The organism is Chryseobacterium sp. PMSZPI, from assembly GCF_002835665.1.
Taxonomy (GTDB): Bacteria; Bacteroidota; Bacteroidia; order Flavobacteriales; family Weeksellaceae; genus Chryseobacterium.
Window position 1 is genome coordinate 1 of the sequence record NZ_PIZV01000062.1, and the last position, 25,213, is coordinate 25,213.

The 25,213-nt window shown below is 34.7% G+C and carries 20 protein-coding genes; 4 read left to right on the top strand and 16 right to left on the bottom strand.

The genetic code is table 11. The features are described 5' to 3' along the window. Positions 1–1,457: M16 family metallopeptidase (locus CW752_RS12490; protein ID WP_133121689.1), on the top strand; the 1,457-nt coding region annotated here is incomplete at its 5' end. A gap of 169 nt (positions 1,458–1,626) precedes the next feature. On the opposite strand, the gene CW752_RS12495 is transcribed toward CW752_RS12490, so the two are convergent. The 3 genes from CW752_RS12495 to CW752_RS12505 all read right to left on the bottom strand — a co-directional run bounded on the left by CW752_RS12495 (position 1,627) and on the right by CW752_RS12505 (position 6,118). After that, positions 1,627–2,712 carry a GNAT family N-acetyltransferase gene (locus CW752_RS12495; protein ID WP_101240047.1) on the bottom strand — a complete coding sequence of 362 codons (1,086 nt, stop codon included), beginning with the start codon at positions 2,710–2,712 and terminating at the stop codon, positions 1,627–1,629. Next, positions 2,709–3,698 (bottom strand): polysaccharide deacetylase family protein, encoded by a 990-nt coding sequence (locus tag CW752_RS12500; RefSeq protein ID WP_101240048.1) that lies wholly within the window; start codon positions 3,696–3,698, stop codon positions 2,709–2,711. Before CW752_RS12500 ends, CW752_RS12495 begins: the two co-directional genes overlap by 4 nt. A gap of 281 nt (positions 3,699–3,979) precedes the next feature. Next, positions 3,980–6,118: a S46 family peptidase gene (locus tag CW752_RS12505; RefSeq protein WP_101240049.1), complete on the bottom strand. Its 2,139-nt coding sequence runs from the start codon at positions 6,116–6,118 to the stop codon at positions 3,980–3,982. A 302-nt stretch (positions 6,119–6,420) separates the two neighbouring features. Here CW752_RS12505 and CW752_RS12510 point away from each other — a divergent pair, with 302 nt between their 5' ends. Continuing rightward, positions 6,421–6,915, top strand: a complete 495-nt coding sequence (locus CW752_RS12510; protein ID WP_228401746.1) for a copper resistance protein NlpE — start codon at positions 6,421–6,423, stop codon at positions 6,913–6,915. Positions 6,916–6,951: 36 nt separating this feature from the next. On the opposite strand, the gene CW752_RS12515 is transcribed toward CW752_RS12510, so the two are convergent. Continuing rightward, entirely contained in the window at positions 6,952–7,599 is a 648-nt protein-coding gene (locus CW752_RS12515; RefSeq protein WP_101240050.1) for an MgtC/SapB family protein, read from the bottom strand. Between the two features lie 194 nt (positions 7,600–7,793). Here CW752_RS12515 and CW752_RS12520 point away from each other — a divergent pair, with 194 nt between their 5' ends. Continuing rightward, positions 7,794–8,192 (top strand): immunity 22 family protein, encoded by a 399-nt coding sequence (locus CW752_RS12520; protein ID WP_101240051.1) that lies wholly within the window; start codon positions 7,794–7,796, stop codon positions 8,190–8,192. Positions 8,193–8,759: 567 nt separating this feature from the next. Next, complete coding sequence (locus CW752_RS12525; protein ID WP_101240052.1) at positions 8,760–9,482, top strand: hypothetical protein; 723 nt, start codon at positions 8,760–8,762, stop codon at positions 9,480–9,482. 74 nt (positions 9,483–9,556) lie between these two features. Here the strand turns inward: CW752_RS12525 and polA are convergent, their stop codons facing one another. From polA to CW752_RS12585, 12 genes are all read right to left on the bottom strand, one after another. Continuing rightward, complete coding sequence (gene polA, locus CW752_RS12530; RefSeq protein WP_101240053.1) at positions 9,557–12,391, bottom strand: DNA polymerase I; 2,835 nt, start codon at positions 12,389–12,391, stop codon at positions 9,557–9,559. A 164-nt stretch (positions 12,392–12,555) separates the two neighbouring features. After that, a complete protein-coding gene (tssD, locus tag CW752_RS12535) occupies positions 12,556–12,963 on the bottom strand; it encodes a type VI secretion system tube protein TssD (protein WP_101240054.1) in 408 nt (135 codons plus the stop codon). A gap of 561 nt (positions 12,964–13,524) precedes the next feature. Beyond that, positions 13,525–14,862 (bottom strand): hypothetical protein, encoded by a 1,338-nt coding sequence (locus CW752_RS12540; RefSeq protein ID WP_101240055.1) that lies wholly within the window; start codon positions 14,860–14,862, stop codon positions 13,525–13,527. Positions 14,863–14,874: 12 nt separating this feature from the next. Beyond that, positions 14,875–15,555 carry a hypothetical protein gene (locus CW752_RS12545; protein WP_101240056.1) on the bottom strand — a complete coding sequence of 227 codons (681 nt, stop codon included), beginning with the start codon at positions 15,553–15,555 and terminating at the stop codon, positions 14,875–14,877. Beyond that, a complete protein-coding gene (locus tag CW752_RS12550; protein WP_101240057.1) occupies positions 15,542–16,627 on the bottom strand; it encodes a LysM peptidoglycan-binding domain-containing protein in 1,086 nt (361 codons plus the stop codon). Before CW752_RS12550 ends, CW752_RS12545 begins: the two co-directional genes overlap by 14 nt. A gap of 31 nt (positions 16,628–16,658) precedes the next feature. Further along, on the bottom strand, positions 16,659–17,594 hold the full coding sequence (locus CW752_RS12555) for an ankyrin repeat domain-containing protein (RefSeq protein WP_228401748.1): 936 nt from the start codon (positions 17,592–17,594) through the stop codon (positions 16,659–16,661). Between the two features lie 36 nt (positions 17,595–17,630). Continuing rightward, the gene (locus tag CW752_RS12560) at positions 17,631–18,515 is read right to left on the bottom strand and encodes an ankyrin repeat domain-containing protein (RefSeq protein WP_228401750.1); all 885 of its coding nucleotides are present in this window, start codon (positions 18,513–18,515) and stop codon (positions 17,631–17,633) included. Between the two features lie 34 nt (positions 18,516–18,549). Next, the gene (locus CW752_RS12565; protein WP_101240059.1) at positions 18,550–19,797 is read right to left on the bottom strand and encodes a PAAR-like protein; all 1,248 of its coding nucleotides are present in this window, start codon (positions 19,795–19,797) and stop codon (positions 18,550–18,552) included. Beyond that, positions 19,794–20,657 carry a hypothetical protein gene (locus tag CW752_RS12570; RefSeq protein ID WP_101240060.1) on the bottom strand — a complete coding sequence of 288 codons (864 nt, stop codon included), beginning with the start codon at positions 20,655–20,657 and terminating at the stop codon, positions 19,794–19,796. Before CW752_RS12570 ends, CW752_RS12565 begins: the two co-directional genes overlap by 4 nt. Positions 20,658–20,701: 44 nt before the next feature. Then, positions 20,702–22,894 carry a type VI secretion system Vgr family protein gene (locus CW752_RS12575; protein ID WP_101240061.1) on the bottom strand — a complete coding sequence of 731 codons (2,193 nt, stop codon included), beginning with the start codon at positions 22,892–22,894 and terminating at the stop codon, positions 20,702–20,704. A gap of 224 nt (positions 22,895–23,118) precedes the next feature. After that, on the bottom strand, positions 23,119–23,526 hold the full coding sequence (gene tssD / locus CW752_RS12580) for a type VI secretion system tube protein TssD (protein ID WP_101240062.1): 408 nt from the start codon (positions 23,524–23,526) through the stop codon (positions 23,119–23,121). 765 nt (positions 23,527–24,291) lie between these two features. Further along, the gene (locus CW752_RS12585; RefSeq protein ID WP_101240063.1) at positions 24,292–25,158 is read right to left on the bottom strand and encodes a lytic transglycosylase domain-containing protein; all 867 of its coding nucleotides are present in this window, start codon (positions 25,156–25,158) and stop codon (positions 24,292–24,294) included. Positions 25,159–25,213 lie beyond the last annotated feature (55 nt).

Consider the following 25,213-nt stretch of genomic DNA (forward strand, 5'->3'; position numbering starts at 1 on the left):
TCTTCAAAGACAATTTTGTTATTGTGTATAAAGAGAAAGGTGTTAATGATAAACTTGTGAGAGTTGAAAATCCCGGAATTACTCCTGTAAAAATCAATCGTGATACTCAATCTGAATTTTTAAAATCAATTTTATCTGAAAAAACTGAGGATATCAAACCTGAGTTTATTGATTATCATAAAGAAATTACTACTGATAACTGCAAAGGAAAGAAGCTTAGCTTTGTAAAAAATAAGTACAATGATATTGCCCAGGTACATTTTATTTTCCCATTTGGAAGTGATAATGACAGAGATCTAGGCCTTTCTACACAATTGTTGCAATATCTGGGAACTAAAGATTTTTCTCCTGAGGATTTAAAAAAGGAATTTTTTAAAATCGGAATAAGCAACGATTTCAAAACAACCAATGACCAGCTCCTTATTTCGTTAAGCGGACTGGAAGAAAATATCGAAAAGGGTATATCTCTTCTACAACATTGGATGTATGATGTAAAGCCTGATCAGGCAATCTATAATCAATTTGTAGGAACCATATTGGAAAACAGACAGGCTATCAAAAAAGATAAAAACCGTATCATGACTGCTTTAACGAACTATACGAAACTTGGCAGTACCTCTCGTTTTACAGATGTTATTTCTAAAGAGGAACTTGAAAGCAGTAAAGCTGAAGTGTTTACGGACCGAATGAAAAATCTTTTTAAATATCCTTATCAGGTCTTTTTCTATGGAAAAGATTTTGAAAACTTTAAAGGATACATAGGAAAGTATGTAGAAACTGAAAGTCTTCAGATCTCTGCTGCCAGACAATATCCGGAACCTGAAACCGGTGGAAATGTCTATTTTACAGGATATGATATGGTGCAAATGGAAATGAGTAAGATAGGAAAAGGTCTTCCGGTTAATCCTTTTAATTTTGGTAAAGTGAATGTCTTCAATGAATATTTTGGAAGAGGTTTATCATCTATTGTTTTTCAGGAAATCCGTGAGAGTAAAAGCCTGGCTTATTCTGCTTATGTATCTTATGCCGCCAATTCTGAGCTGAAACATCCTGATTATATTACGACCTACATCGGAACGCAACCGGATAAACTCATGATTGCTGTTGATACAATGAACGAGCTAATGAATGAGCTTCCTGAAGTATCTACCCAGTTTGAAAATGCTAAAAATGCAGCTCTGAAGCAGATAGCCTCAACCCGGGTTACCCGAAACAATATATTTTTCAATACTTTAAGATTGAAAAAATTAAATATCGAACATGATTTCAGGAAAGATATTTATCAGCAGATTGAGAGTCTAACATTTGAAGATTTGAAAGAGTTCTACGAAACGAATATCAAGTCTGTACATTTTAATACAGCCATTATCGGTAAAAAGGAAAACCTGAATATGAATGCTGTAGATAAAATGGGAACATTTACAGAAGTAAGTTTTAAAGATATCTTTGGACATTAAAAATAAAATCCGCTCAATGTTGAGCGGATTTTTTTAATATTATCAAAAGCTTGAATTACCAAAAAGTTGTCATTAAACCTTTGTTATTCTGAATGAATCACAGCATAATAAAGCATTGAGATTCTTCCTTCGTCAGAATGACACATTTGAAACAATTTTTTAAACATGTTTATGTCATCATACAATCTCCGTCTCCATCCTGGTAATATGGATTAAAATTTTTGGGGAGACTTTGCAGCAGCTCTTTACGGAAAAGATAATCACGCTTAAAATCTCTTTCATAGATTTTGGAGAGTGCATCAGATACTCTTATTTCCTTATTAAGTCCTTCATGATAACTGGTGAACGTCTTGATTTTGTTTTTGATTATAAAATCATTGAGAAATTGTACTAGCTTATTCAAGTTTCCATCAGTCTTTGAAAAGATATAAGGGGTTTTAAGATGTCCGTCCCGCAAAAGCAATAGTGAGCATGTTTCCAGATTCTCTTGTTCATCATAAATCTTAATCCAAAAATATTTAAAAACTTCAGCATAACTTGAAAAGAAGTAATTGTTATCTTTTTTCCGTCCTTCAAGAATCCAGGGATGGGTTATGAAATAATTAATTTCATCAATATTCCGTTTATTTTGAAAAGTAGAAGTGAAATTTATAATTTCGGTATCAACAGCATCAAGAACCTCAACTCTGAAATCGGGTTTGTTTATGAGTATATTTTTAATATCAATTAAAAAATTAGCTATACCATCTACAATTTTAAAAATGGGACTGAGTGTTTTTCCCCATGATTTTTTATCGGAAATAACTGCAGCAGAATCTATTTTAAAATAATATCGTTTTCCATTTTTAGGAAAAACATTTTCTACATTACCCATTTTATTAAAAAAAACTTCCGCTTCTTTGGTAAATTCCGCCATGACAACATGGCTTTTATAATCTGCTAAAGCCTTTTCCAAAAGCGCTTTGGCTACTTTTTTACCTCTAAACTCTTCGCTTACATAGAGTGTACTCAACCATGTATATTCGATTTTTTTTTCATCGATGATAAAATAATCGGGAAGACATCCCAAATAACCTGCGAGCTGGTCATTATAAAAAGCAAGGATAAGAAGGGTCTGCTCATCCAAAGCTTTGGGATTTTTACTATGAGACAGAGCACGATGCTTTGTAATGGGAAGAAAATCGTACTGCCGAAAGCCACCGGATGATACAAAATCATCAAGTTGTTTTTTATTGAATGTTTTCAGCTGTATCATTTTCGTACAATAGTATTTTTATTCACCAGTTTTTTCAGTTTGAAATAAGCGATTTCTTTTTTTAATAATCTTTCTCCACTTCCCCCCATTTCCATAGGAATTCTCTGGAAATTCTTTTTCACACTGTCCCGTTTTACACCGGCAGCTCCAAAACTACAGTATATTTCTTTGTTTTTAAAAAGTTCCTCAAAGAAATCATTTCTTACTCCAAAGTCTGTAAAGGGAAATGCAAAGCTTTCATACAGGAAGTTATTTTCTTTTAAATAAACAAAAGTTTTATGAGTTGTCTCCATTTGCCGGGTTAAAGACAAGTCTCCATATTTTGGATGATCCCAACTGTGAGAAGATATCCCAAAGCCTTTATCAGTAAGTTTTTTCAATTCTTCAGTACCTAGATAAGGTTGATACTCTTTCAAATACATCTGAAAGTCAACTTCCAGTTTTTCTGCGAGCAGATCCAGGGTGTCTTTTTGTTGGTAGTTAATTTTTAGAATATGTTTTCGTAAAGCTTCTTTTGTTTTGTATTCTCCAAGAAATAAATCATCAGGAATATTTTTGTTTTTTTCAACAGCATCGACAAGGAGACTCGCTTTACATCTGAACATGAGATCTTTATTATCTATGAAAGCCGGATTTATAAAGTTACAGGCATAAATCCCTTTACGTTCTAAAATCGGAACAACAATATCATAAAATTCTCTGAAACCATCATCAAAAGTCAGCAAAGCAATCTTTTTTTCAGGCTTGAAACTTCCCGCCATATAGTCTTTGAATTCCTGCCAATCTACAAATCGAAAATATTTTGTCAAATAATCCAGATCTTCTTCAAACTGCTTTGTATTTTTATATCGAATCACATGTTTGATATGTGGAAGGTTTTCATCAGAAACACAATGATAAACAGGCAGGCAATAATCCAAAGGAAAGGATTTCCCGATATTGTCTGATTCAAAAGCTGCCAATACATTGATGATCTTATCTTTCATCCTGCTAAAATAAAAAAGAATCTATTCAAACTCAATTTAAATAGATTCTTTAAGGTATATTTTTAAAAAAATTATTTTAACCTAAGTTCGGGATAAGGAATTTAAATATAAAGGCTGGAAGCAGGAAGGAAGATGCTGGAAGTTACATTACTGAGAGCCAGCACCACCATTAATTTTACCTTAAAGGAAATAAAAACAGATGAATGGTTATTCTTTATGGCTTTCATAACTTCCCTGCTCCCAATCCGCTTAGACCTACAGATCCTTATCCCAAACTGACGTTATTTTATAACTTTCATTTCATCAACAAGCCACTTAGAGTCTGCAAATTTTTCAATGATAAACAAAATGTATTTTGTATCAACCATGATATTTCTGCTGAAACGAGGATCGTAATTGATATCACTCATCGTTCCCTCCCACTGTCTGTCGAAGTTAAGCCCCACTAAGTTTCCGTTAGCATCAAGAGCCGGACTTCCGGAGTTCCCTCCTGTTGTATGATTGGTTGCTGTAAATCCTACAGGAACATCACCTGTTTTATCTTTATAAATTCCGAAATCCTTTTTGTTATAAAGTTCAATCAGTTTTTTAGGAACATCAAATTCATAATCGCCTGGAATATATTTCTCCATAACTCCTGCTAAGTGTGTCTGATATCCGTAAGAAACTGCATCTCTTGGAGTAGATCCTTTTACTTTTCCGTAGGTTACACGAAGCGTTGAATTGGCATCCGGGAAGAATTTTCTGTCTTTATCCGTAGCCATTTGCTGTGCCATAAATTTCTTCTGCAGGGCATCAATTTTTGCCTGAAGAGATGTATATTGTGGATCAGCAGTTTTTCCATATGTTTCTTTCATTGAAACATACAATTGATAGATAGGGTCTTTCTTTAATGTTTTGATTAATTTGTCCTGATTAGAGAAAGCTTTATCAATATCTGTTGTTAATGCAGCTCCGTTTACTGCTGTTCTTCCGGTAATAATTGAGTTTTTAGACATATCTTCCACTACCGGAATATTTGCATTCTCATCTTTATATTTGCTGAATCCTGCCGGTAAAAACTGTGGTGCCGTTTTGTTGGTGTACAAAGCCAGTAATTTTGCAGTTACTTTTGCATCAAGCTCTGCGCTGTAGTCTTTATAGAAAGAAGTTAATTTCGTTTTTAATTTTGAAAGTTCCTTTTCATCCATTCTACCAGCTTCCACCGCAGCTACAAAATCATAATAATCACCTGCTAATTTTAATGTTTCAGCATTTTTTACAACTTCCGTATAATAAGCATTGTTTAATGCATAAGGAGCCTGATCATTGTATAATTTGTTCAATTGATCTAAAGTAGTCTTGATCTCCGGGTTTTTAGCAACTAAAGAACCTTCGTACATCACTTTCTTCTCAACTGCATTAGATTTTTTCAAGCCTTCTACTTCTCCAATCCATTTTTTCCAGTAATTCGCTACTGAAGCATATTTTGAAGCATATTTGATACGTGTTTCATTGTCTACACGCATTTTTTCGTCTAAGGTTTTTAAAGCGACATCACGCACGGCGATTCTTGCAGGATCAATATCTTTTACGATCTTCTCTACTGCTACAGCCGGAAGGTATTCCGTTGTTTTCCCTGGGAATCCGAATACGAAAGTAAAATCGTTCTCGTTTTTATCTTTTATAGAAACCGGTAGATAATGTTTAGGTACGTAAGGTACGTTGTCTTTAGAATATTCTGCCGGTTTGTTGTCTTTGCCTGCATAGATTCTAAACATAGAGAAATCTCCGGTATGTCTAGGCCAAACCCAGTTGTCTGAGTCGCTACCGAATTTTCCGATGCTTTGAGGGGGTGCTCCTACAAGGCGGATGTCTTTATAGGTTTCGATGGTATAAGCATAGTACTTGTTTCCATAGTACATAGGCTTTATCATAATCGATTGATAAGATTCAATTTTCTGAGAGTTTTTGTAAACCTCGATATTTTTATTGATTTTTTTAGTCAATTCAGGTTCTGTAAGGTTATCTGTACCTTCCAAAACTTGATTCGTCACTTCTTTTATATCTACAATAAAGTCTACTTTTACGCCCGGATTCGGCAGTTCTCCATCAGTATTTTTAGCCCAGAAACCATTGGATAAAAGATCATTCTGAACTGTAGAATGTGCCTGAATCTGGCCAAAACCACAGTGATGGTTTGTGAGTAATAACCCTTTTGGTGAAATGATTTCTGCAGTACAACCTCCGTTAAACTGTACTACTGCATCCTTTATGCTCGGTTTCTGAGTATTGAAAATGTCTTTGGCAGAAATCTTCATTCCCAAATCCTTCATTTCCTTTTCATTCAGTTCTGTAGGAATCCACATTCCTCCATATTGTTGTGCAAATGCCATTGCAGCCGGCAAAAGAAATACGGATAAAAGTATCTTTTTTGTCATAATTAAAATTTTGCCCGAATTTACGAAGAAAAATAGGAATAGAACCAATAAAATAAGGCTAAAAATATCAATAATGAATTTTGTTTGGCAAATGAAATGTCAATAGTCAATTTTTTGCTTCGCAAGTGAATGATGAATTCACAGCCTAAAAAAATTAACAAGCAAAGCGAATTGACCATTCACAATTGGCATCTTCTCCTCTTCCTGTATTCTCACTTTCAAATTTAACAACTTTATCCTTGGCGCAATTTTTGTTTATTGCAAGACAATTTTATAACAAAAACATATTTAAAATAATTATTATGATGAAAAACAAAATGCTTATCCTGGGAATCGGAGCAGCCTTATTTCTAGCTTCTTGTTCTAAGAAAGAAACAGTATCTGAAGCACCTGGTACAACAACAGACTCTATCGTTCCTGCCATTCAGCCTGCTCCTGTTGCTGACAGTACAACACAGGTAACAAGTGCTACCGGCGATACTTCTGAAAATGCATTAGACTGGGATGGTACGTATGAAGGGACAACTCCTTGCGCAGATTGCCCTGGAATTAAAACTTCATTAACATTAAATAAAGATAAAACATTCAATATTACTGAAGAGTATATCGACAGAAAGTCAAAAAACGAAGATAAAGGGTATTTTACCTGGGATAAAACTGGTAGTATGATCACCTTAAAAGGTAAGACTGCAGCGACCAAGTATAAAGTAGGTGAAAACATCCTTATTCAATTGGATACGGAAGGAAAAGAAATCGACGGTCCAATGAAGGATTTGTATATTTTGAAGAAAAAATAAAAATAAAGGCTTCGGCCTTTATTTTTTTGCTTTATTCTAAAATTGATAGGCAATAATCTTGGGATCATCAACCAAATTATTCATCAATTCTTCATGATGCACATTATTTCCTGTAAGCCTCCAGGTAACCGATAAATTCCCCTGAGAATACTGCTGCTTGATTTTCATATATTTCAAATGATATTTTTGAAACATATCTTCACAATGCTTCACATCTCCTGATGTCGTCACGGTAATTCTGTATTCCCTTATTTTATGATAGTTGTCTATATAATTCTGAAAATAAGTAAGAGCACTTAATACGATAAGCACTAAAGCGGTCCCCAAAAGCGAAAAATATACATACCCAGAGCCTACCGCCATTCCTATGGATGCCGTGGCCCAGATGGTAGTAGCAGTTGTAATTCCTTCAATCTTATTTTCACCTTTAAAGATCACTCCTGCTCCTAAAAATCCGATTCCTGTAATGATATTGGCTGCCAGACGGTCGGGATTGGCAGCTCCTATTTTGATGGAAAGAATTGTAAATAAACAGGAACCAAAACAAACCAGAATAAAAGTCCTAAGGCCAGCCGATTTATTACGATATTCACGTTCAGTACCAATAAATAGTCCTAAAATAACAGAAATAAATATCAACAACAGCTCATTTTTAATGACATAGTGATCCTGAAGAAATTCCATAGTTTTTAATTTAAACCAAGATTAAAATTACAATAAAAATAGTTAACGAACCATTTGTTATCCACACTTTATACAATAATAGGATATTTAATAGAAAACTTTCGTAATATTACGTTTCAAAACAAGGAAGGTAATGGCAGGAAACCTGCTTTTTGCTACAAAAGACTACAATAAAAAATACGACAAAAACAATTATGGACAAAGAAATTTCACACTTCTGGCTGGGATATTTTAAAAATGAAGAGGACTTTTATGCTTTCGTAGAAGAGGATGAAAGTTATTATATGGAAGAAGAAGCTGAAGATCAATATGTTTCAAAGTTTGCTGAATCACAAAATATAAAATGGTTTGATGATGACTTTATAGAGTATGGTTTTGAGGACGAACGATTAGGACTCTATGAAAAATTTTCAGAATATTCTTATGCGGATCAATGGCTGCCTACACTTGAGAAAAAGCTTAATGAACTTAGTTTGGATACTCCCGTAAATGCTATCATATTCGCCAGCAGATTTGTTATTCCTAATCCGGTTTCTGTAGATGGAGAGGAAAATAAATTGTATTACATCGGAGAGATTGAATTTGATGTGTAAATAGTCAGATTAAAAGTACAGATTAAAATACCTTGCTAGTATATATTACATCATAGTAAGGTATTTTTCTTAATAAATAAAAAGTATTTTGAATAATCCGGTTCTTTCTAAAACAAGAAAAAGTTTTCTATTTTTAAAGAAGTTTTCCATTAGTACAGCTATTATTTTTTCTATAACACTGCTACAGATATATTGGTCTATGGGCGGGCTCTCTGATCATACTTCAAGTGGATGCCTGAATTGCAGTTTTTTTAGGAATGCTGTATTGATGTCGTTCTTTGCATCAATATTTCTTTCTCTTATCTTTTCATTATTTTATTTAATTAAAAATACTTTTATAAAAGCTATTGTTGAGTTTCTATTATTAGTAATACTTTGGCTTTTCTGGAACTATTCTATTTTTGTGGATAGGGAATCTTCATGGAGCACCTATGATTTTAAATCGGAAATCTATTATGTGACATCACAATCTTTTTTTCCAATCATTCTTCTTGGATGCACATGTGTTTTACTCTTCAATTATAGAGAAATAAAAGCCAGATTGATACTATACAAAAATTAATTTCAGTGAAAAATTTTATTCTATCTCTTCTATCTCTTTTTATTATCTATTCCTGCCATAAGGAACAATCAACCACCGGCAGTAATAAAAGCAATACTATTAACACGGTAAAAAAAGATTCTATACAAAATAAACAACCTCAACAAGAGGTAAAAACAGGAAAGAAACCTTCAGACTTTGTTTCCAGTGAATATGAAATTCAATATGATGCAGAAGGAGACCTCAATCAGGACGGGCTTGCTGATATGGCCTTGGTTCTCAGAAAAAAAACAGATACTTTGTCACAAAGAAAAATGCTGATCCTTTTAAAGAATTCTGATAAAACCTATCGGCTGGATAAGACTTCGGATACAGTTCTTCCTAATGAATACAACGAATCCGGTTATAAAATGCATGATCCGGAAGACATCAGTATTGAAAAGGGAGTCTTGAATATCAATTTATATGATATTGGTCCTTACGGAAATCAGTTCAGTACTTTCAAATATATAAACGGAAACCTGATCCTTACCTATATTGAAACGTATAATATGGGTGCCGGCTCTCATTCTTCATTATATTATGAACCATTGAAGGGTAAACTTACAGAAGAAACCGTTAATACCATGAAAGAAGATATGCCTGCTTCCACTGAAACTTTTAAAGTAAAAAAAGAAAGTTTTCTGTTTGAAAAGGCTTCGCCTGATGAAATTATCAGAAAGGCTTATGATTCTATACCCCATGAGTAAAACTTTATTTTATCAATAAACAAAAACTTCCGCCTGTAACAGCGGAAGTTTTTTATTGTAAAGGATTGTCTATATTAATGGGCTTCTAACCAATTATTTCCTACTCCTATTTCAACCAGTAGCGGAACCTGTGTTTTTAAAGCAGTTTCCATTTCTTTTTTAATTAATTCTGAAGCAGTTTCGATTTCATCAGCCGGAGATTCAAATACCAATTCGTCATGTACCTGAAGTAGCATTTTGGTTTTCAATTGTTGTTCTTCAAGCTCTCGTTGAATTTTAATCATAGCGATTTTTACAACATCAGCAGCACTTCCCTGAACGGGAGCATTAACTGCGTTCCTTTCAGCATGACCTCGTACTACAAAATTATTGGAGTTGATATCTTTTAAATGACGTTTTCTTCCTAAAATGGTTTCAACATAACCTAACTGACGGGCTTTACTCACCTGCTCCGCCATATATTCTTTCAGTTTCGGATAGGTTTCAAAATAGGCTTCAATCATTTGCTTGGCTTCGGTACGGGATAATCCGGTTTGTTCTGCCAATGCAAAAGCTCCTTGCCCGTAAATGATTCCAAAGTTTACCGTTTTTGCCTGACTTCTCTGGGTTTTGGAGACTTCTTCTAAAGGAATTTTAAACAGTTTTGCCGCTGTAGAAGCGTGAATATCTTCTCCATCCTGGAAAGCTTTGATCATATTTTCTTCTCCGGAAATCTCAGCGATAAGACGAAGTTCAATTTGTGAGTAATCGGCAGAAATAATTTTTTTTCCTTCTCCTGAAACAAAAGCTCCACGAATCTGTTGTCCTCTCAGGGTTCTGATCGGAATGTTTTGCAAGTTCGGGTTTACACTTGCCAAACGGCCTGTAGCGGCTGTTGTTTGCGAGAAGTTGGTGTGTACTCTGTTATCTGTCTTATCAATCTGTGAAGGCAGAGCGTCCACATAGGTTGATTTTAATTTCTGATAGGTTCTGTATTCCAGGATGTGTTTGATAATTTCATGCTTGGAAGCCAGTTTTTGAAGAACATCTTCTGAAGTAGCATACTGTCCTGTTTTTGTCTTTTTAGCTTTCGGATCCAATTGCATTTTCTCAAACAGAATTTCACCAAGCTGTTTTGGTGAATTCATATTGAACTCTTCTCCTGAAAGCTCGAAAATAGTAGTTTCTAATTGCTTCAGGTCATTTTCAAGGTCGATACTTTCCTGTGCCAGCCATTTTTCGTCCAAAGAGATTCCCGCCAGCTCCATTTTTGCTAAAACTTCCATTAAAGGCATTTCTATGGTAAAGAAAAGTTCTTCTAAGTTTTCTTTTTTCAATTGTGGTGCAAACAGCTCATATAATTGAAAGGTTACATCAGCATCTTCAGCAGCATAATCAGTTTGGGTTCTAAGGTCAGCATCTCTGAAGTTACCTTGTTTTTTACCTTTTTTTCCAATAATGGTTTCAATAGACACCGGCTTATAGTTCAAATATACTTCTGAAAGGTAGTCCATACCGTGTCTTCCATCCGGATTCAACAGGTAATGGGCAATCATCGTATCAAACATAGCTCCTTTAACGGTGATGTCGTACTGTTTTAGAATTTTATAATCAAATTTTAAATTATGGGCAATTTTCAATACATCTTCTTTTTCGAAGAATGGTCTGAAAATTTCAAGGGTTTGTAATACTTCTTCTTTGTTTTCAGATAAAGGGATATAGTATGCAAGTCCTTTTTTATAGGAAAAACTCATTCCTACCAATTCCGCCTCCAGCTCATTCAATGAGGTGGTTTCTGTATCAAAACAAACTGCTCTTTGTTTTAATAGGTTATCCACCAATTTTTTCTGAGCTTTTGGATTATTAATGAATTGATAAAGGTGGTCGTTATGTTCAATGGTAGACTTTGTAGAAGTAGCCTGATCCAACTCTTCAAAATTGGCAAAAAGATCAAGCTGCATAACCTGTCCTTTCACTTCTGTCCCTGTCGGAGTCTGTTTCACTTCTATTTCACTTACCACAACGGTTTCTGCTGGAGTCGAAGCAAAAGCTCTGTATAGGTTTTCGTACAATCTTCTGAATTCAATTTCTTCAAAAACTTCTTTTACTTTTTCAAAATCAGGCGTTTCAAGATCATATTGTTCCTGGTGGAATTCTACGGGAGCATCACAAATAATAGTTGCCAATTTTTTAGATAATATTCCACGCTCTGCGGAGGCTTCTACTTTTTCTTTTAGCTTTCCTTTCAGTTTATCTGTATTGGCCAATAAGGTTTCAATATTTCCAAATTCTTTAAGGAATTTCATCGCTGTTTTCTCCCCTACTCCTTCAAGTCCGGGAATGTTGTCTACAGCATCCCCCATCATAGCAAGGAAATCGATCACCTGCTTAGGATCTTCAATTTCATATTTTGCCTTCACTTCTTCTACTCCCAGAATTTCAATATCTCCACCTTTTAATCCTGGTTTATAAATCTTAATTTTATCGGTAACCAGCTGTGCAAAATCCTTATCCGGAGTTACCATGAAAGTCGTATATCCTTCTTTTTCCGCTTTACAAGCAATGGTTCCAATAACGTCATCTGCTTCATACCCTTCTACTCCCAGAATCGGAATATGCATTGCTTCCAAAATCCGGTGGATGTATGGAACTGCAATTTTGATGGCTTCAGGAGTTTCACTTCTATTCGCCTTATATTCTGAAAAGTCTTCTGTCCTTACGCTGGCTCTTCCAACATCAAAAACGACTGCCAGGTGAGTGGGTTTTTCTCTTCTGATCAATTCGATCAAAGAATTGGTAAAACCAAAGATGGCAGAAGTATCCAATCCTGTGCTCGTCAATCTCGGGTTCCTGATCAATGCGTAATACCCTCTGAAAATCATCGCATAAGCATCGATGAGAAACAGCCTTTTATCTTGTGTTGCGTCCATATTTTCTATAATGAACAAATATAAGAAAATCGGAAGATAAGTTGAAACCCTTGTCAAGGTTTAGAACCTTGACAAGGGTTTGGCATTTCTAAAAAATAAAAAAACAGCATACTTCGTAAAGTATACTGTTCTTTATTATCTTTTTACTTGAAAAATGGATAGGCTTAGTTACCCGGCCATAGTCCTGCGTACTGAGAATTTCCATAGTCGATGGTTTCAGCACTTACTACGAAGCTGATCAGCATACTGTTTGTATCTACTGCATCGAAGTCTACTTCATGCTGGATTACGTATCCGTTGTTCCATTTCAACGTAATTAATGTTCCTTCTTCGTGAGATTTGTTGAAAATAATTTCTCCTACTGTAGGCTTATATTTTCCATTTAATAAACTTTCCAGGATGTCTGATTTTTCAGTAGCTTCTACTGTAACTTTAATTAATGCATTGGAAGGATCTGATGCTACACGTCCTGATACGTCTGTAGTTCTTGATACACTGTAATTCATTTTTAACAGTTTCTGACCTTCTCCATTGTTGAATTTTAAAATTCCTCTTGAATTTCTTTCTGCCATGATTGTAAATTTTAATCGTTAGTAATAAATTGTTATTCAATAATTATAGAACAAAGATAAAGCCCGATTTTTTGAAATAAAAGCTTTTGATCGGAAATCTGAAAAATTGTAGTAGTTCTACGATTTCATGTCGTAATTCTACGACAATGGAGTTAAATACGATGACAATTAACTAACAACAAATATTTTAACAGCTATTTCAAAAGAGCAGCAAAACATTTGTTTTTACACTACTCAGAGAAATACAATTAAATAAAAATTTGAATATCCGTAATTAGTCATATTATAAAAACCTCCATCTATTGTCATTGACTACATCGAAATAACATTCATCGACTGGAAGGAGATAATCTTCGATTTCTGACACAGACTGAAGGTCTGCGAACGCAGTTCAAAAGAATCTCATTGATCATTAGTAGATTCTTCACTCCGGTTCGCTATGTTCAGAATGACATAATCTAAATTATTACAGATAACGGACATTCATAAATAAAAACAATATTAGATTGCTTACGATATAGAAAACTTCAGAATAAAAATCAGGAAAAAAGCATTGATGTATTAAGCATCAGTAGCTTTTACAGTAACTCCTTTGGTAACGTCGTTTGTGAAACCTTCTGCTGCTAGTCTTATTGCTCTTTCGGAAAAATAGCTGGCTGCAAAAGGAGCTATTAAAGTTAAAATTCCTGCTGCCGATGTTGCTCCACTTCTTATATTGGCTTTATTATTTTCACTGATAGAAAGATTCGTTTTTTCTGAATGGACTTCAGCAGATTTATTTGCATTTTTCTCATTTACCTTCCCTCTAAAATTACCACTCTTGTTGGTCACCTGCTCTTTAAGTTCTTTTCCAAAATCTCCTGCCTTCATTCTTTCAAACATTTCCTTTAAGTCCGGATTATTTTTTAATGAATAGGTTCCTTGTTTTTTAGCCTCGGCAATACCTTTATCGAACTTTTCAAGATCGGCTTTTGAAGCTTTATTTTCCGCTAGCTTTTTCCTGATATCACGTCCATCTTTTATCGGGCTCCAAAGGTCCCAGTTATCTGTAGGAATTATTGGATCTTCAGTACTTTGCTGTGCACCTTTAACATCTTTATAGCTATCTCCATTCGCCTGTGCTGAATTTACACCTACCCCAAATTTACCTGCCCATGGGGTAATGAAAAATTGGCCTATGGGAATCCACGCACCAAATATCGTCGCCTGAGTTAAAGCATGTATGGTACCTTGTCCCCAGGTTAAAGTTGCTCCGGCGGGTAATGCTACTCCCATTCCAAAACCGAGTAAGGCTCCGGTTAAAAATCCACCCGCAACATTGGTCCAGAATTCAGTTTTATTGTTACCTGCAATGTTATCGGCGGCCTTCATAGCGTCCGCTTTATTGATAAAAGGAAGTACCACACCTCCTTCTTTACAGGATAACATGGAGTTTTTAGTCAGTGCTAAATGAAGATCTTTAACTTCTACTTTACGACTGTCAAATTTTACGGTAGTATGATGTAAAGTCCATTGACTTTCCTGATATCCGATCATATCACTGCACGACGGCCTTTGAGCCATCTTACAAAGTCCCCAAATCAATGCCCCAACAGCAATAGCTCCTCCAACGATCCAACCTGCCACCGGTACGGTTAAACATACGGCTGCAATTCCAAGTCCAACTCCTACACCGGCCCCTAATGCAACCATTCCAGCACCTGTACTCCAGTTCGACTTGCATTTAAAATCCTCACTCAGCTTTTTATCAATTTTGACAAGAAAGACTTTATCTTCAGCTCCGAACTTCACGGTTCGTGCAAATGATTCTCTCAAATCACTTAATAAGAGCTGCCTTGGATCAGGATTCATTTGGTTAGTACATACTGCATATACTTTTTCAGGTAAATAAACTGCCATAACTTATATTTTTTACCAATATTTTTCAAGTTGTGTAAATAGTAAAACCAATAGTAAAAAACCTCCGCAAAGAAAAATAATCATGATTTGCCATGGCTTCAGCCTGTTGATAATACTGTATTTAATCTTTTCAGATTTCACTACATATACTCCATAGTTGGGGAATATCTGAGTGTTTATTTTATTCTTAAGTTCTTTTTTATTGAAGTTTTCTTCTAAAAAAGGTCTGAGATATTCAACAAAAGCATCACAGTTTTCAAGATCCTTTTGGGTTGAGAATGGTACAAAACCGGTATTACCTACTCTTATCTTAATGGTTTCATGATGCGTTATTATCGTCAGATATCTGAAACCTACATTTCCCAGATTTTTAATAGATCTGATATCTGCTAATGGGATTTCTTTTTTAATATTTTTATGAGTGATCTCAAGAACCTTGTCATTAATATTAATGTTCCACTTTTTATCTTTTATACTACTGCTCAAGAATTTCAATATGAGAATACTTATTAGTATTGTTACAACCGCAGCGAGTAAAACAGGGTATAAAAAATAAGTTTTAGGTAAATAGGACTCTGATAAATACATGACTAAAAGGAATACACCTAATGCAGGAACAGCCAATATCAATCCTATTTTCCATTCTGTTTTGGCATCAATACCATTAAATTGAAAGTTCCTAGTTTCCTTCATCCGGGGTATAATTTTCTAATTGTTTTATACTATAATTGCATTCATTTTCGATATTATCTGCAATTGATTCCTTCATTTTTACCGTAGCTGTTTTCACCAATCTGGTTCGGGTATCTATTTCTATGGTAGAGCGAAAAATCAGTTTATATTGGGTATAACTAAAACCTATGCTTGGTTTATGCAAGGCATTATATTGGCTAATAATATTTTCTTCCAATTCTTTGGTTAATTGATATTCTGCCACCATTCTGATGGTTAGCACATCATTTTGCTCAGAAACTTTATCGTATCTTAAACTAAGAGGGACAACGTTAGGAGGTACAACCGTAGAAAGGAAATTGAAATGACTTGTCTCCAGGGTATCACTGAAGATATATTGATTAAAACAAGTAAAATAAAAAAAGTCTTTTCTGTACTCTTCTTCATTAGCAGCCTCCTGGGAAAACTGAATATCTCCTAACTTAATAATTTCCTGAACCGCATCTGCATTCGTTTTGGCTAACTCTATAATAAAAGGATTGTTATGGAGCTTTTGTTTTTTATATGCCAGCCAATTTTCATTTAATTCTTTTCTATTGAGAATCGTTTTTATCTGTCCGCTCTCATCCAATGTAAAGAGGGTATTATGTTTTATATAATCGGTTTCTGCAATAAAGTCGAGTACATCCAACATCACCGAAGGAGTCATCTTTTTTAAATAATCTTCTCTTTTAACAGATCCCAGCTGATTAACTGTATCCATTTTAAGGAGGTATTGAAATTTTTGTTCTACAAACTGGACAACTTCTCCATTAATGCTTGTAGTGTTTACCTGTACACAACGGTATCTTGCCTTTTGATTAAAAGTAGGTTTATCACCTTCTTTTATTTTTCTGACCTTTTGCTTTTTGATATGTTCCTTACTAACAAAAATGTGTTCCAGATGAATTGGCAACGCATTTCCAATAATAACACCCGTGATTCCGGAATATTGATTATGAAAATCCACAAGTTCCTTTACTGAGATTTGTTGTTTTTCTGCAATAGATTCTAATGTATCTTTTTTCTGTATTTTATATTGTATAAACTCCATTATTATTAATCAATCTCTACTTGAGTAGTTTTTATTGTTCTTTCACTCTTTTTAAATCTTCCTGATAAAGATTTTCACCATAATTCTTATAGAAATTAACGGAAACTTTATCTTTAGGACTTAGATTTTCATACAATTTTATTCTAAGCTTAGCTTCTGCGATTGTATCTTGTTTATAGGGAAACTTGACATTATATTTTTCTACTAGTTGTTTTTTAATATTAAAAAGTTTCTCATAATAAGGCGACTCAGGTAGATTACGTTCCTTTTTTTGCATCTCTTTATATTGAATATAATCAGCCATTGGGCAAAGATTTGTTCCAACAATAACTGGTTGCCCCCCTTTCTCTAAAAAATAATTTGCCAGATCCAAGTCATCCCTAGCAGCATCTTCCATTATATTACTCCCGTTATAAGATGTATGATTAATATCTGCACCATGTTCCAGCAAATAATTGATCATTTTTCTTTCAGTACCTTCAAATCCTCCCAGCATCATTGCGTCACTAAGCGGGCTTGATCCAATGGATGGATTAAGTGTTGCATGATATTTTAACAATAAATTCAACATATCATAATTATTAAGAGCTACAGCATGTGAGAGTGCAGAACCATCTAATGCGTCCATAATATCAGGATCTGCGCCTTTCTGTAATAAAATTTCCATTGCATTCATGTTTTCAAGCATTGAAGCATAGTGCAATAATGTAACTCCTGCTAAATCGCCTGATGGACTTTCTTTCTCACTGTGTTGATTAATAATTTCAGGATGAATATCAATTATATTTCCAAGTCCGGCATTATCTTCATCAAAAATTTTTTGTGCAGCCTGAAGTTGAATCCCTTTAAATAATTTTTGAGGTGGATATTGCCTTCTATTTGCATTTTTACGTGATCTAAGGCTAAAATCTGAACAGGAAAAAAGTGTCATGATCGAAAATAGTATTAAAATAATTGGTTTACTCATCTAATATATCTTTTCCCATTAATAACTTAATCTCCTTTATCTTCCTTTAACTATAGCTAAATCCTGCTGATAACGATTTTCACCATAATTCTTATTAAAATTAACTGATATTTTATCTTTAGAATTTAAATTTTCATACAGTTTTATTCTAAGCTTAGCTTCTGCTATTGTATCTTGTTTGTAGGGAAACTGAACGTTATATTTTTCTATCAACTGCTTTTTAAGCGCAGATAGTTTTTTAAAATAGGGTGTATTTGTTTTTTGAAATTTAATTTGATCCTCTTCTTCAAACTGAATCTGATCTGCCATCGGACAAAGTTTTGTTCCTGAAATAATTGGTTGACCACCTTTTCCCAGTAAATACGCAGCTAGATCTAAATCATCTCTTGCAGCATTCTCCATAATATTATTACCATTATAGGATATATTATTGATACTAGCTCCATTCTGAAGCAAGTAGTCAATCATTTTCTTTTCAGTATTTTCAAACCCTCCTATCATCATGGCATCAGACAATGGAGAATCCCCTAAAGCAGGATTAGGATTGACTTTATACTTAAAAAGCAATTGAAGCATATCATAATTATTAAGAGCTACTGCATGGTTTAAAGGGGATTTTAATCCTTTATGGGGAATAATAATATTAGGATCGGCACCGAGTTCCATGAGTTTTTCCATGGCCTTAAGATCTTCAATAATAGAAGCATACATCAATAAAGTATACCCGGTTTCTTCCTGTAGCTTATTAAGATCAATTTTTTTCTCTTTAATAATCTGTTCCATACCGGTCAAATCTCCATCAAACATTTTTTGAGCAGCTAATAAGCCATCTCCTTTAAACATTTTTGAAGGCGGATACTGGTTTCTATTTTCTTTTTTACGCGACCTAAGGCTAAAATCTGAACAGGAAAAAAGTGTCATGATCGAAAATATTATTAGAATAATTGGTTTCATATTATATATTATTTGCTACAACGTCTGTATTGATATTGGCTACCATTGCCTGAAGCGCATCTGCATAGGCACCATGTCCGCTTCCTAAAGTCTTAATTCCAAGCCCTTCATTATCTTCTATATATCCGAAGATTTCATTTTGTTGTCCCAATGCGCGTGGAGCAGCACCGGTAAGGCCTCCAAAGATGGCCAGTTTATTAAGTCCGGGAATTCTTGAAAAAGCCAGTGTAGAAAGTAATCCTTCCCTGTTGTTTTGTAATCCGTTAAGAATATCATTACTTGTACTATAATTGATGATATTAGAAGTTGATCCTACAGCTCCTTCTTTATCAAGATAATTTAAAGTATTCTGATGAACACCTCTTGCATTGAAGGTATAACCTGTAAATCCAGTATAGTAAGAAGCCATTGCACTATTTCCTCCTCCTAATGAATGTCCGGTAAATTTTACAGTTCCTTTAACCTTCTTTTTTATTTTTTTAGCAAGGGCTTGGGTCTTTCCTACTTGAGGAGTATTAAAACCAAAGGCTTGCCCTCCATCTTCTATTACCCAGTCTTTTACAAATTGATCACCAGCTTCTGAGCCTCTGAAAGATACAAAATATTCATTGGTATCTTTATTATAATATAAGGAAGAAAAGAAGCCGTTATCTTCATTTGTATTAAAATCTTTTGGATCAAATACTCCCGGTCCAAATAATTTGTCTAACTCATCCTGTTCATCAGTATCAATACGGGTATATCCATCAATATTTGTATTTTGTCCTTTATTGTCTTCGTAAGAGTCCTGAGCCATTTTACTGGCTGTAACAGCCTCTTTCAACTGAGCAACAGGCAAATGAAAAGTAATCTCACCACCTAAAAAGCAATGTAAACTGGAATTTTGCAATAAAGGTTTTTTATTTTCAACTTTTACTTTGGGATGGGTATTTTTCCAGTCACTTCCTTTGCATAGAAATGAGCAGATGTTCAGGCAATCATCAATTAGGGCACTTCCTGCCCAGGCAGCAGCGGCTAAAACAAAAAGTCCTCCTGAAAAAGCAGCTGCTACAGCTACTCCGGCTAAAGCTCCGGCCATCATCATCTCGGGACAAATAAAATTGTCTTTAAAGCGATCATCTTCTGTTGCCATCAACTTGGCACCTTTCTTCAGTTTTACCGAAGATTGCGAGCTCACCCCAATTCCTATAAGCCTCCTGCCCTTACTGCACATAAGCGGGGTATCCTGTGCTATATATAATTGACTCATACCGGTACTTTTTTGTTTAGTTTTATATGATATCTGCAGACATAAAACATCTTTTCATTGAGTTCTTCTTTCACATGGAAAGTAACCTCAGACAATACTGAATCTTCATTATAAACATATTCTCCTTCTATTGTATATCTATACTCTAAAGAACTGCCAAGCGTTCTCTGGTATTTTTCATTGTAAATATTTTCAAAATGGGACTGGTTGTCTTTTCCTTTCCCTTCCAGTTTTACCAAATATCCTCCTTCTGTACTTCCGGAAATGGTATATTCAGAGGTGTATCTTAATTTTTCTCCGGGAAAAAGGGTTGATAAAACCGTTCTTACAGGAATTTTATCTGTAAAACCACCCCCTCTGAATGCCGGCAGCGGATAAAACATAATCTGGTACAATAAGTTTTGTTTAATATTATGATCCATATTATTAAACTCTTTATCATACACCTGTATAAAAGCCTCAAAGCTTTCTTTGATCAGTTCATAGAAGTGTAAATCCTTTTTTATACTGCTCCATTTGTCTAAAATTTCAGTTTTATTAGTGACTTCATGAATGCTTTTATCTGTATTTAAAGATAGTTCCAGTACATCTGTGGCCTTGTTTATTTTGTCAAGGATTTCATAAAAAGGTTGCATTTGTCCATCTGCCTGAATATATCTTTGGGTAGAAGAATTGATGGTGATCTGGTTATATTCTCCCGGCATCACGATCCAGTCTTCTTCTATTTCCGTTTGATTGGCCTTTCCATTTCCTAAAGTAAGATAAGATTTAATATTGATATTGTATTCTGCTTTTTTATACCAGGCATATTTAAATCCTGATAAATCATTTTTTTCTTCAATATTTAGTTCCAATGCCATACTTTCAATGGGGTTTTAAGAATTCAAATGCCTTATACTACATATTAATTGATATCTACCGTACTTCCTGTAATGGTCATATCTCCCGTAGCATTAATCGACGTTAAGGCTTTACTATAAATGCTTAGATTATCCTGGGTAGTCAGTAAAGCATTTTCTAATGAATTCAGATCCAGAAAACCTTTTTTTGCAGAAATGGTAATGCCTTGTTGGGTAATGGTAATGCTATTTTCGCCTACTTTTAATTCTATTTTGGTTTTTCCTTCTAAAGATATATTTCCGGAAGCGTCCATTTTTAAATAAGAATTAGCTCCTTCACCTTCTTTACCTCCTACGTTAATAGAACTGGTACTTCCTGCATTCACGGTATTATTGTTACCAACATTTACCGTTTTATTGTTATTGGCATTGGTGTGGGCGTTTCCTGCCCCATCAAATTTCATATTGGCACCACCTTGATCTGTAAGAAAAACCGAGCCTTCACCATCATTTAATTCTAATTTGTTCCCGCTTCGGCTACTTAAACTTTTCACATTATTATTGGTTCCGCCTCCGCCTCCAATTCCACCGTGAAACATTCCCCCCATTACAAAAGGACGGTCGGGATGCTGATGAACAAAGTTGACAATCACCTGGTCTCCGACCTCGGGAATAGCCATAAATCCTCTGTTTTTATTTACTTTATCACTGCTTCCCGCATCTGGTGTCATCACCCGGATAAATTCTGAAGTATCAGGACCGCTTTGCCAATCGAATTGTATTTTAACTCTTCCCTGATTTAAAGGATCTGTATTTGAAATGACTTTGGCAAATTGAGGTTCTGCTTTCGGAGTTTCAAATTCCGGACGGGGAATATAACCGGTATCTGCGGCAATAGCTTCAAATTTCCCATTATAATAACCTCTGGCATCTACTTCGTGGGTCACTTCAATAATCATTAGCTTAGTGAAATAAGCTGTTTCATTGCTTTCTGTTTTACGCATTTCAATATCTGCGGTACATCCCGGATATAGAAACGGAACTGTCGTTGTTCCAGAAGTGATAAAAACCTCAGAAGCTTTACTTCCTGCCGTTCCTTTTTGGGAAGCATCAATATCCATAAAAGACGAAGCCTTTATTGGAGCGACTCTTAGCGAAGGGGTAGTAAAGGTTTTCTCTGATATTTCGTAAGCACGTCGTGCAATATCTGAAGTATGATTGATTTTTGAATTTCCGGCAGTCAGTTTTTCATTTTTGCTGCTGTTATATCCATAAAAAGTAGGACTCACATGCTGAGCTTTCATTTTAATGGCAATATCACTTACACTGCTTCCATAGGTTAGCTTAACCGGCTTTTCCTGTGGTGGAAGCTTTCCAAAATGAAGAACCTCACCATCGTAATAAAACTGCTCACCGTAAGCTTCAGCCATTCGAGCAAGATAATTATAATGTGTTTCTTCGTATTGAGAACTATAGGAAACATTCCCGTGTTGGGCATCTACCCTAAAGTCAAATTTGTTTTGCCCTAATCCTTCCCGGATTACCTGATCGGCTATACTGTTTAAGCTCACCGGCTGCATTCCTCCAAAACTCTGAATATGAGGGGCAGCATCCAAAAGTACTGTAGGGCTATATCCTTTAAGAATGATATTCCCAAGGCTTCCTTTTTCCTGACTGAATCCAACTTCTGTAACGACACCTACAAAGTTTCGCTCTGCTCCTTTTTCAATGTCTTTATATTTGAAAACAACAGTAATCCTTTTTCCTAAAAAATTCTGGGCTTCCTGTAAATTGTGGTTTTCAGCACCTCCTAAGCTATCATACGCCAACATCAGGCTAAACTCATGATGTTTAGCAGCATTTTGTATGAGTTTAAAATGTTTAAAATGCTTAATAATCTGCCCTTCAATGACCACATCGAGTTTTACAACACGATTAATCCCGGCAATATAACTTTCGGGAATGGCTTCGGCATTATGTATTTTTGAAGTAGGTTGTTTTGACCAAACTTTCTTTTCAACAATGGAAGGATTATTGGGAACCATAGTCTGATTCATAAACATATCTGCTCCCTGCACAGCACTTAGGCTTTGTTGACCTGTCGTTACTGCTTTTTTTACCTTTTCCCCTGTTTTATTCAATTTTGCTTCTGCTTTTTTTGCAACGTTTTCTTTAGCAGTATTTTTTAACTGTTCTGTACCTGTTTTCAAATTATTTTTTGAAGCCGGTACTTTAATTTCTTTATCATCCTGAAACATAATACTCTGTGTTTAAGTTAAATAAATATTGAATATTTTGCTGATATATCTACAGCATCTACGAATCAAAAAACATTCTGGTCGATCTATTGCTCAATAGCAAGGCATATAAAAATGATCCGAGAAATTTTCTTTAGTATTTAAAAATGGAAAAAACAGAACAGTATACCCGAATGAGTGCACTGTTCTGTACCAATTTTATTTTTACTAAGAGATGGGTCTGTTTAGTTACCTGGCCACAGTCCGGCATACTCGGAATTTCCGTAGTTGATGGTTTCAGCACTGATTACGAAACTGATCAACATACTGTTTGTATCTACTGCATCGAAGTCTACTTCGTGCTGGATTACATAGCCATTGTTCCAGTTTAGTGTGATTAGCGTTCCTTCTTCGTGGGATTTGTTAAAAGTAATTTCTCCTACTGTAGGTTTATATTTACCATTCAGTAAACTTTCCAGGATATCAGATTTTTCAGTAGCTTCTACTGTAACTTTGATCAATGCATTGGAAGGATCTGATGCTACACGTCCTGATACGTCTGTAGATCTGGATACACTGTAGTTTAATTTTAACAGCTTTTGTCCTTCTCCATTGTTGAATTTTAAGATTCCTCTCGAATTTCTTTCTGCCATGATTGTAAATTTTAATCGTTAATAATATTTTGTGATTCGGTGATTGTGTAACAAATATAGAGGGTCTCTTTCTGGGAAAAAAACTTTTAAGTATAAAATTGAAAAATTGTAGTAGTTCTACGACAATGGATTTAACAAACACTCACAAAAACCCTTCAACAAAGGATTTTAAATAAATGATAAATCCCTCTAAAACAGATAATTTTCCACACAAAAGAGAAATATTAAGTTTTTTTTAATATAAAATTGGGAAGTGTTAACAGATCGGGAGACAACGAAATAAAAAAGGATGGAAAATGGTGAATGTTTAGGAGGCCACGAATGACGCTGATTTTCGCGAATTTATATGATGATTTAATTTAACCTGAATTCGGGATAAGAATTTTCTATTTTAATCAGGTTGGAAGCTGGGAGCTGGAAGTTATTCAGGTTATAAAGAACAGTTTTTCCCATATTTTCATCTTTTTTAAACAATGATGATATTAAATTTATGGTAACCATCTATAGATAATGGGACTGAAAATAACTTCCAGCCTCCCTCTTCCAGCTTCCAATAATCTAAATCTTAATTTCCTTAACCCGAACTCAGGTTAATTTATATGACTAATCAAATTAAAAATTGAAAAGACGCTAATGTTGGAAGGCCACGAATGACACTGATTTTCACGAATCGCTATGATTGTAATTTTTTCTACTTAAACAAAATGATGATTTTAACAATCAACTTACATTGATCATCACCTATTAATCATATCAAAGATCCATTTATTGCTGAGTATTATGTCCTTCTTTAATGGAACGTAAAAGGATTTTGTTTTTTCTTAAAAGGAAATCAGGCATCAGATCTGTTGGTAAATAGAAAGGACTTTCTCCTTTTTTCTGCAATTCTTCTACAATTCCCGGATTCCAGGCAAGGAGCTCATCCATATTTACTTTCAACTCATCAGCAACGATATTCAAATTAAATCCTGCATTAATATCCGTTTCTGAAAGAGCTGCAGCTGTCATTTTTTTATTCTCTCCTTCAAAGAAAACTTTATTAAGTCTTGAAGAATTGTAATTATTCAAAACGCTTTCCAGTTCTCCTGTTGCATAACACGCATTCAAATATTTTTTAACATGGTTGATTGTTTCCGCTGGCAGGTATTTAGAAAACTCATGATATTGTGAGGAACCTGCGGCCTGCATCGCTTTTGAAATGTTACCTTCTCCACAATTATAAGCCGCGACTACAGTCACCCAGTTATTGTATTTCTTATAAAGGTTACCTAATGAAACGACCGCTGTTTTTGTGCTTTTATAAACATCTGTACGGTTTTGTTCGGTAAGCCCGTATTGGTTGGCATGTGCCGTCATGAATTGCCAGATTCCGACTGCTCCGGCTCCTGAAGTAATATTTCTATCAAAATGGGACTCGATCAATGCAAGGTTTCTCAAATGTTTGGGAAGCCCTTTCTGAAGGAGCAATTGTTCAATAAATTCAACAAGATCTTTATTGGAATTGATGATATTCTTATATTTTTTCACACTGCTTTCTGAGGTATCGGTAGCAGCAAGGAATTGTCCGTTGACCAAAACAACAGTTCCTAATAATAGTAAACCTGTAAAGATATTTCTGACAATAGTTTTCATTTTAAATATTTTATAAGCAAAAAGGTAAATCTGATTTTTACCTTTTTGCTTTTTT

Coding starts and splice junctions, on each gene's coding strand:
- CW752_RS12495 (WP_101240047.1), bottom strand. CDS start 2,712: ATGATACAGCTGAAAACATTCAATAAAAAACAACTTGATGATTTTGTA.
- CW752_RS12500 (WP_101240048.1), bottom strand. CDS start 3,698: ATGAAAGATAAGATCATCAATGTATTGGCAGCTTTTGAATCAGACAAT.
- CW752_RS12505 (WP_101240049.1), bottom strand. CDS start 6,118: ATGACAAAAAAGATACTTTTATCCGTATTTCTTTTGCCGGCTGCAATG.
- CW752_RS12510 (WP_228401746.1), top strand. CDS start 6,421: ATGATGAAAAACAAAATGCTTATCCTGGGAATCGGAGCAGCCTTATTT.
- CW752_RS12515 (WP_101240050.1), bottom strand. CDS start 7,599: ATGGAATTTCTTCAGGATCACTATGTCATTAAAAATGAGCTGTTGTTG.
- CW752_RS12520 (WP_101240051.1), top strand. CDS start 7,794: ATGGACAAAGAAATTTCACACTTCTGGCTGGGATATTTTAAAAATGAA.
- polA (WP_101240053.1), bottom strand. CDS start 12,391: ATGGACGCAACACAAGATAAAAGGCTGTTTCTCATCGATGCTTATGCG.
- tssD (WP_101240054.1), bottom strand. CDS start 12,963: ATGGCAGAAAGAAATTCAAGAGGAATTTTAAAATTCAACAATGGAGAA.
- CW752_RS12540 (WP_101240055.1), bottom strand. CDS start 14,862: ATGGCAGTTTATTTACCTGAAAAAGTATATGCAGTATGTACTAACCAA.
- CW752_RS12545 (WP_101240056.1), bottom strand. CDS start 15,555: ATGAAGGAAACTAGGAACTTTCAATTTAATGGTATTGATGCCAAAACA.
- CW752_RS12550 (WP_101240057.1), bottom strand. CDS start 16,627: ATGGAGTTTATACAATATAAAATACAGAAAAAAGATACATTAGAATCT.
- CW752_RS12555 (WP_228401748.1), bottom strand. CDS start 17,594: ATGAGTAAACCAATTATTTTAATACTATTTTCGATCATGACACTTTTT.
- CW752_RS12560 (WP_228401750.1), bottom strand. CDS start 18,515: ATGACACTTTTTTCCTGTTCAGATTTTAGCCTTAGGTCGCGTAAAAAA.
- CW752_RS12565 (WP_101240059.1), bottom strand. CDS start 19,797: ATGAGTCAATTATATATAGCACAGGATACCCCGCTTATGTGCAGTAAG.
- CW752_RS12570 (WP_101240060.1), bottom strand. CDS start 20,657: ATGGCATTGGAACTAAATATTGAAGAAAAAAATGATTTATCAGGATTT.
- CW752_RS12575 (WP_101240061.1), bottom strand. CDS start 22,894: ATGTTTCAGGATGATAAAGAAATTAAAGTACCGGCTTCAAAAAATAAT.
- tssD (WP_101240062.1), bottom strand. CDS start 23,526: ATGGCAGAAAGAAATTCGAGAGGAATCTTAAAATTCAACAATGGAGAA.
- CW752_RS12585 (WP_101240063.1), bottom strand. CDS start 25,158: ATGAAAACTATTGTCAGAAATATCTTTACAGGTTTACTATTATTAGGA.